This is a genomic window from Solemya velesiana gill symbiont (assembly GCF_002020805.1).
GTDB lineage: Bacteria > Pseudomonadota > Gammaproteobacteria > Chromatiales > Chromatiaceae > Sedimenticola_A.
This window is the reverse complement of sequence record NZ_MPRJ01000111.1, coordinates 1-5922: the sequence shown is the minus strand read 5'-3', so window position 1 is coordinate 5922 and position 5922 is coordinate 1. Positions and strand designations below refer to the sequence as shown.

The following is a 5922-nucleotide window of genomic DNA, read 5'->3' as shown; positions in this document are numbered from 1 at the left end:
TGGAGATCAATAGGTCGATGGTATACGATTTTCGAAATTAATCAGAGTTGCCTTAGGGAAGGCGCATCTCCTTAAGGGCGCTTTTGATGACGCGATATCATCACTGGAAGAAGCGACTCATCACAGTCCGGAAAACCGCCTCGCATGGATGGCATTGATTTCTGCCTATGGTTCAATGGGTCATGTCGAGAAAGCCAAAACAACACTAACGACCCTTAATGGTCTTCAGAACCGAGACAAGCTTGTATCTTTTACCATTGCCTATGCGCGTGAGCATTGACCGTTCAAAGTGGAGAGTGATAGGGAACATTCCTTGGAGGTCTTCGTAAGGCAGAGGTACCGGAGTGGTAAGTGGCAATAATGGATATTTAAAACCCAGGACGACGAGGTAGAACCAATGGCAAAGATGAATCCACTGCTGTCTCTTGTGCCGAAAGCTATCTTCAGACTTATCGTGATTTCGATAATAGCCATAGGTGTTGATGTCCACTCAGCGGCCAGTGCAGGAGAGGTCAGGCAGGAATTCAGAGGCAAAACACTCAATGGCATGCTTGTTCTTGCAGATGGAAAGGCTGTGGCCGATGGCCTGATTCTCATTACCCATTCATTGATCCAGCACAATGGACGAGAACCCATGCCTTATGTTCAGGAACTGTTCAAACAACATGGCTATAATTCACTCGCCATCAATTACAGCTTGGAAATCGATGATCGCCATGGTCCCTTCGACTGCATGGAGCCTCATCGTTATACGTTGAATCGGTCTCTTGATGAGATTGGTGCATGGGTTAATTGGCTCAAGGAGCAGGGTGTCACGAAATTGATACTGTTTGGGCACTCCTACGGTGGTAATGAGATTGCCCGTTACGCCGCAAATAATGATGAAGATGCCATCAAGGGCGTCGTACTGCTGGGACCTGGAACGGCAGATCACAGGATGTGGAGTCCAGGTGGCTACAAGATCCGGTATGGCAAGGAACTGAACAGCATTCTAGCGCGTGCCGAGCTTCTGGTTGCGGCAGGAAAGGGAGATACGTTAATGGAGAATGTAGACTTCCTCTATTGCCCAAGGGCTACAGTGAGTACAGCTTCTTTCGTCAGCTACTACCGGGTACCCCCGGAACGCTTGCTTCCGAACCTCATGAAAGCAGCCAAGAAACCAACGCTGTTCATTGCTGCAAGTGAGGATAACCGGATGCCCGATCTTAATCGCCTGGTAAAACCTTTTGTGGACGGTGAACGGACGCGACTCGTTATAATCGAAGGCTCAGGACACTTTTTTCTTGACTTGAATTCTGATGATGCGGTGGAGCAGGCTATCGAGTTCTTTCGGGATATCAGGTTTTAATCTCAATGGCTGTCTGTTCGATTTCATTGAAGACCTGCTGATATTCGAAGGTGGTCGTGTGCGGTTTTCGTTTTGATGATCGAATTCGATCGCTCATAGGGCTGCATGATCTGGCGCACACTGTCAGTGCGGACAGGGTAGCTACAGTTAACACTCCTCGTCATCTGCCACTGCCTTGTCATCCTCGTCTTTTGGCTCCAGTACTGCCGTTATGGGCTTGCGGGGAGGGATTTTTTATTCCGGATACTCAGCACTTTCATCCAGTACAACGGTCAGGGCGGAGTTCTCTGTTGGCCATTGGCCCTTTGCCTTGTTCGCCAGTTGGTATCCATCGAAAACGGTATAGCTGTATTTACTGTAATGAGGCAGCTTGCGGACCATGCCTTTAACGGCATCCCGGTCATGCAGGGTGATGAGTCCCAGGGTTAAGTCACTGTTTTCGGGGTGCCTCCGGGTGAGGGCGGCGCTGAAGTTGTCCAGTTCAAACAGTTCGTTATTGATCGCAATGCTGTTCTCCCTGATATGTGCGTCAAACAGGTTTGCGAAACTGTTGGATGCTCCCAATAGCCAGACGGCCCTGTCTTTCGGCAGGCTTTCGATATCCGCATCCCAGGTGATCTCAATACTATTGTCTGCATCTGCCCAGTGTTCAGCCATTTGCTCATAGGCGCGTCGAATGGTTCTTGTGGCGTCCGCAGGGAGTACAAAGGTGACTTTTTTCGCACCGAACAGCTGCCCGAAGCTGCTGGGTATTTCGCTGGGGTCGAGCTGCCGGAAGATATCGAAACGGGGATCGAAGCGCATGCGCAGGGGGCGTTTCTTGAATGACAATTTGAATGTCGCGGAACGCTCAGAGACTTCTATACTGCGCCTGATCAAGCTGTCGTGCTCCTCCACCTGTGTGAAGACCGGAATCGAGACGCTAAAAGGTGCGCCGTCCTGGGTCTGTTCAATGCGTCCGCTCACTGTGTATCTGATCCCGAATTGCGTGACCTTGATATCTTTCACAGCAAAGGCGGGGGCTCCTGTGCGCCCCGTCCACTGTTTGAACGCTGCTTCCAGATTCTCTTCACTGACAGCTTCGAAGGCTTTTCGGATGTCATCGAAGCCGGCAACCCGAAACAGGTTGTCCCGATAGAAGCGGCGCAGTCCTGCGACAAAAAGATCGTCCCCCAGTTTCTGCCGCAGCATATGGAAGAACATCAGGGTCCTGCCGTAACCCACCGCCTGACTGACCTGGCCATGATTGCCCCGAAACGCTGTCAGAGGGAAGTCTTCAGCCTTTGCAACGTAATCGGCATAGCTCTGCAGGGTGTCGCGGCGATACTGGGCGCCATTGCCAGCCTGCTCCTTCATCAGGTGATCTGCCAGGTAGGAGGTGAGTCCTTCACTCCAGTTGCCGGTTTGATAGTCCACGAAGACGCTGTTGCCCCACCAGTTGTGAAGGATCTCGTGGGGATAGGAGGTGACAATGATGAAGGGCAGTCTGATGACCTTTGGGCCCAAGAGGGTAAAGGAGGGCATGCCGTATCCTGTCTCCCAGAAGTTCTCCACCAGGGCGAACTTCTTGTAGGGATAGGGCCCCAGAAGGCGCTGGTAGAGGGAGAGATACTCCTGGGTCGCTTTAAGGTATCTCTCGGCCAATTTCTCATCGGGTGTCGAGAGGTAGACCTGGGATTCAGCTACATTACCGGGTTTTGTGTAACGGTGATAACGCCCGGCTACCAGGTAGATCTCGTCCTGTGGTGACTGTCCACGCCAGACTCCCTTTTCGTCTTGCACGCCCTGGCTGACGGTGCTCCAGCCTTCTGGCAGCCTGGCGTCCAGGTCAAAGCTGATGGGGTAGAAATCAATGGCTGGATACCAGAAGCTGCTCAGGCCGAGGAAGACCCCTTTTTCCGATATAACCCCGGCGGTAGCCTCCCGACCACCGGCGTAACCCTGGCTGATACGCCTCATTTTGTGCTTAATGGCGCCCTGGTAGCCGACAGCCACTTCTGTTGCGGGCTTCGGCAGTATGACTTTATAACGCTTGACCCGTACGCTGGACTGGATCTCTTCGATCAACTGGATGCGGGCACCATGGGTGAGAGGGGTAACTTCAAGACCTGCATGTAATAGAAATTCGACTTCAGATGTGGCGGTCGGTAGCGTGAGCCTGTCTTCTGCCTGCAGCGTACCCTCCCCAGGATTGATCGTCATCTGAAGGTTGTGGTGTATGGTCTGGATGTCGGCCAGAACATTAAAAGGAAGTAGAAATATCAGGATGGCGAGGTTAAGGAATAAATTCCGATGCATAAAAAGCTCTCGTAAATTCATCCGGTTACCTTGATACTGTCGGTATAGTAGATTCATCCCAGCATAGCTGCCATTTATTACACTGTACTTGGTAATAATCAATTCTTTGACGATCTTTGTGGTTGTAATGATGTGTATTGGGAATCATTTCTGTATTTATCGGTCTCTAGCTTGAACAACAATTCGACCAATGGATATCTCTATGACAATCAAACGCTGTTTCAGTGCCATTACCTTAGGATGTGCTGCCATTGTTCTCACCGCATGCAGCAGTACCGCAAGCCAGCATCACCCTCATGCTCACAGTGTGAAAGGACACCCTGTCGGGGAGCAGGCTATGGTCAATAACGAATCTCCGGAGCAGCCGGCATTGAGTGCGTTGGATCTTCGAAACAACCTGGATCTCGATGCCGTGGTTTCCCAGCTCGATGAAACCCGGGTGGTCTATGTAGGCGAGATCCATGACAACTATGGCCACCACCTGGCGCAGTTGGAGATCATCAAGGGGCTGCACCAACGTGACCCTGATATTGCCATCGGTATGGAGATGTTCCAGCAGCCCTATCAGCCACACCTGGACACCTTCATCTCCGGCGAGACGGATGAACACGAGATGCTTCGCCGTACCGAGTGGTACGACCGTTGGCGCTTTGACTACCGGCTCTACAAACCGATTCTGGACTATGCCCGGGAACATGCCATTCCACTGGTGGCAATGAATGTCACCGCAGAGTTGAAAGGCCGGGTCTCGGAAGTGGGTATCGATGGGCTGAATGCCGAAGAGAGAGCGGCTATTCCGGCCGAGATAGATAAACCGGATGTCGAATACAGAGCCCGCTTGAAGCAGATTTTTATCCAGCACATGGCACGTGGCAACAGGGATTTCGAACGCTTTGTCGAGGTTCAATTGCTGTGGGACGAAAGCATGGCGGAAAGCGCTGCCCGTTACCTTGAGGCGCATCCGGACAAAAAGCTGGTTGTCTTGGCCGGTGGCGGGCACCTGATGTACGGCTCCGGTATTCCGAATCGGGTGGATCGAAGAGTACAGGTGACCTCGGCCATTATCCTGCCTGGGGACAACAGGCCCGTTTTACCCGGTGTGACTGATTTCATGATCTATCCTCAAATGGCGAGCCTGCCTCAGCAGGGTCTTATGGGTCTGTTTCTGGATAAGGCTGAAAAAGGCGTACGTGTCGCTGGGGTCATCGAAGAGAGCGCAGCCCAACAGGCCGGCCTGGAAAAGGATGACGTGATCCTTGTTTTTCAAGGGGAAGATGTCAGGACACCGGGTGAGATCAAGGTACTGCTTACCGGCAAGATGCCTGGGGACAGGGTAAGCATGAAGGTTCTGCGCAAAGGTTTCCTGCTGGGTGATGAAGAGTTGGCATTTGAATTCCCCCTGGGCAAATAAAACTGTCGGGAACTCTTGCCTAAAATGAATTTCCCTACCATGCTTCTGTGATATACAGAACCTGGAGGAGAGAATTGTGAGTTTCGAGATAACCTCTCCGTCTTTGTAAACCAGGGCGGGATACCTTCGCTCTACACATGTGATGACAAGGACCTGTCACCACAACTCTCCTGGAATGGACTCCCCGAAGGCACCGCCTGCCTGGTGCTGATCGTGGACGATCCGGATGCCCCGGATCCCGCAGCTCCCAAAATGACGTGGGTCCACTGGGTGCTCTATAACCTGCCTGCTACCGCGAGTGGTCTGCCTGAGGCCGTTTCTCAATTGCCGGATGGCACCCTGGAGGGTGTCAACGATTGGGGACGCACCGGTTATGGCGGTCCCTGTCCACCTATTGGGCGGCATCGCTACTTTTTCAAGCTCTACGCGCTAGATACAACACTGCCTGATCTGGGGAAACCCACCAAGGCACAGGTGGTGGATGCAATGGGAGGGCATATCCTCGGCATGACGGAGTTGATGGGGACTTACCAGAAGAGATAAGCGTCCAGTGCAGATCTTTGGTGTCGACTTCACCAGTGCGCCCCGTAAGTCAAAGCCGATTACCTGCGCCGTGTGTCGCCTGGAGGGTGATCTCCTGGCGCTGGAGTGCATCGAGGAGTTGACCTCCCTTGACGCATTCGAGAAGTGGCTTTACCAGGCCGGTCCATGGATTGCCGGGATGGACTTTCCTTTCTCACAGCCCAGAAAACTGATCAAAAACCAGTGCAAGCGAGTCTTCGACCTCGTGAAAGATTTTGGGACATCCAAGTCCCCAAAATCGACTCGGCCTTCGACAACCTATTAGTGCCCCGGACGTCCTGGT

At 52.4% G+C, this 5922-nt stretch carries 6 protein-coding genes; 5 read left to right on the top strand and 1 reads right to left on the bottom strand.

What is annotated here, in order from left to right; translation table 11 throughout:
- Positions 1-22 precede the first annotated feature (22 nt).
- Together BOW53_RS14000 and BOW53_RS12300 are read left to right on the top strand one after the other, a co-directional pair.
- Complete coding sequence (locus BOW53_RS14000) at positions 23-280, top strand: tetratricopeptide repeat protein (protein WP_135607106.1); 258 nt, start codon at positions 23-25, stop codon at positions 278-280.
- Between the two features lie 117 nt (positions 281-397).
- Positions 398-1348: an alpha/beta hydrolase gene (locus BOW53_RS12300; protein WP_078488269.1), complete on the top strand. Its 951-nt coding sequence runs from the start codon at positions 398-400 to the stop codon at positions 1346-1348.
- 234 nt (positions 1349-1582) lie between these two features.
- On the opposite strand, the gene BOW53_RS12295 is transcribed toward BOW53_RS12300, so the two are convergent.
- A complete protein-coding gene (locus BOW53_RS12295; protein ID WP_078488268.1) occupies positions 1583-3646 on the bottom strand; it encodes a M1 family metallopeptidase in 2064 nt (687 codons plus the stop codon).
- A gap of 337 nt (positions 3647-3983) precedes the next feature.
- Between BOW53_RS12295 and BOW53_RS12290 the strand changes: the two genes are divergently transcribed.
- The 3 genes from BOW53_RS12290 (at position 3984) to BOW53_RS12280 (ending at position 5904) form a co-directional block, all read left to right on the top strand.
- Positions 3984-5057 (top strand): ChaN family lipoprotein, encoded by a 1074-nt coding sequence (locus tag BOW53_RS12290; protein WP_172838897.1) that lies wholly within the window; start codon positions 3984-3986, stop codon positions 5055-5057.
- Positions 5058-5177: 120 nt separating this feature from the next.
- A complete protein-coding gene (locus BOW53_RS12285; RefSeq protein ID WP_078488266.1) occupies positions 5178-5600 on the top strand; it encodes a YbhB/YbcL family Raf kinase inhibitor-like protein in 423 nt (140 codons plus the stop codon).
- 7 nt (positions 5601-5607) lie between these two features.
- Positions 5608-5904, top strand: a complete 297-nt coding sequence (locus tag BOW53_RS12280; protein WP_078488265.1) for a hypothetical protein — start codon at positions 5608-5610, stop codon at positions 5902-5904.
- Positions 5905-5922: the final 18 nt, after the last annotated feature.